We start from the raw sequence: 508 nt of genomic DNA, 5'->3' as shown, positions 1-508 counted from the left end.
CATGACTGGGGTGAAGTCGTAACAAGGTAGCCGTAGGGGAACCTGCGGCTGGATCACCTCCTTAATCGACGACATCAGCTGCTCCATAAGTTCCCACACGAATTGCTTGATTCATTGAAGAAGACGAAAGAAGCAGCCCGAAATTGGGTCTGTAGCTCAGTTGGTTAGAGCGCACCCCTGATAAGGGTGAGGTCGGCAGTTCGAATCTGCCCAGACCCACCAATTTTGTGTGGGAAACGCCTGTAGAAATACGGGGCCATAGCTCAGCTGGGAGAGCGCCTGCCTTGCACGCAGGAGGTCAACGGTTCGATCCCGTTTGGCTCCACCACTACTGCTTCTGAAGTATAAAGCTTAGAAATGAGCATTCCATCGTTGTGATGGTGAATGTTGATTTCTAGTCTTTGACTAGTTCGTTCTTTAAAAATTTGGGTATGTGATAGAAAGATAGACTGAACGTTACTTTCACTGGTAACGGATCAGGCTAAGGTAAAATTTGTGAGTTCTCTTA

General features: G+C 47.6%; 2 tRNA genes and 1 rRNA gene. All 3 read left to right on the top strand.

Annotated elements, in window-relative coordinates:
* Positions 1-64: ribosomal RNA gene (locus AK821_RS00015) — 16S ribosomal RNA — on the top strand; the annotation flags it as partial.
* Positions 65-145: 81 nt separating this feature from the next.
* Positions 146-222, top strand: a tRNA-Ile gene (locus AK821_RS00010).
* Positions 223-252: 30 nt separating this feature from the next.
* A tRNA-Ala gene (locus AK821_RS00005) sits at positions 253-328 on the top strand.
* Positions 329-508 lie beyond the last annotated feature (180 nt).

This window comes from Pseudomonas sp. RIT-PI-r (genome assembly GCF_001297015.1).
Taxonomy (GTDB): Bacteria; Pseudomonadota; Gammaproteobacteria; order Pseudomonadales; family Pseudomonadaceae; genus Aquipseudomonas.
Note: the sequence above shows the minus strand (reverse complement) of the source record. Positions and strands in the feature narration are given on the sequence as shown.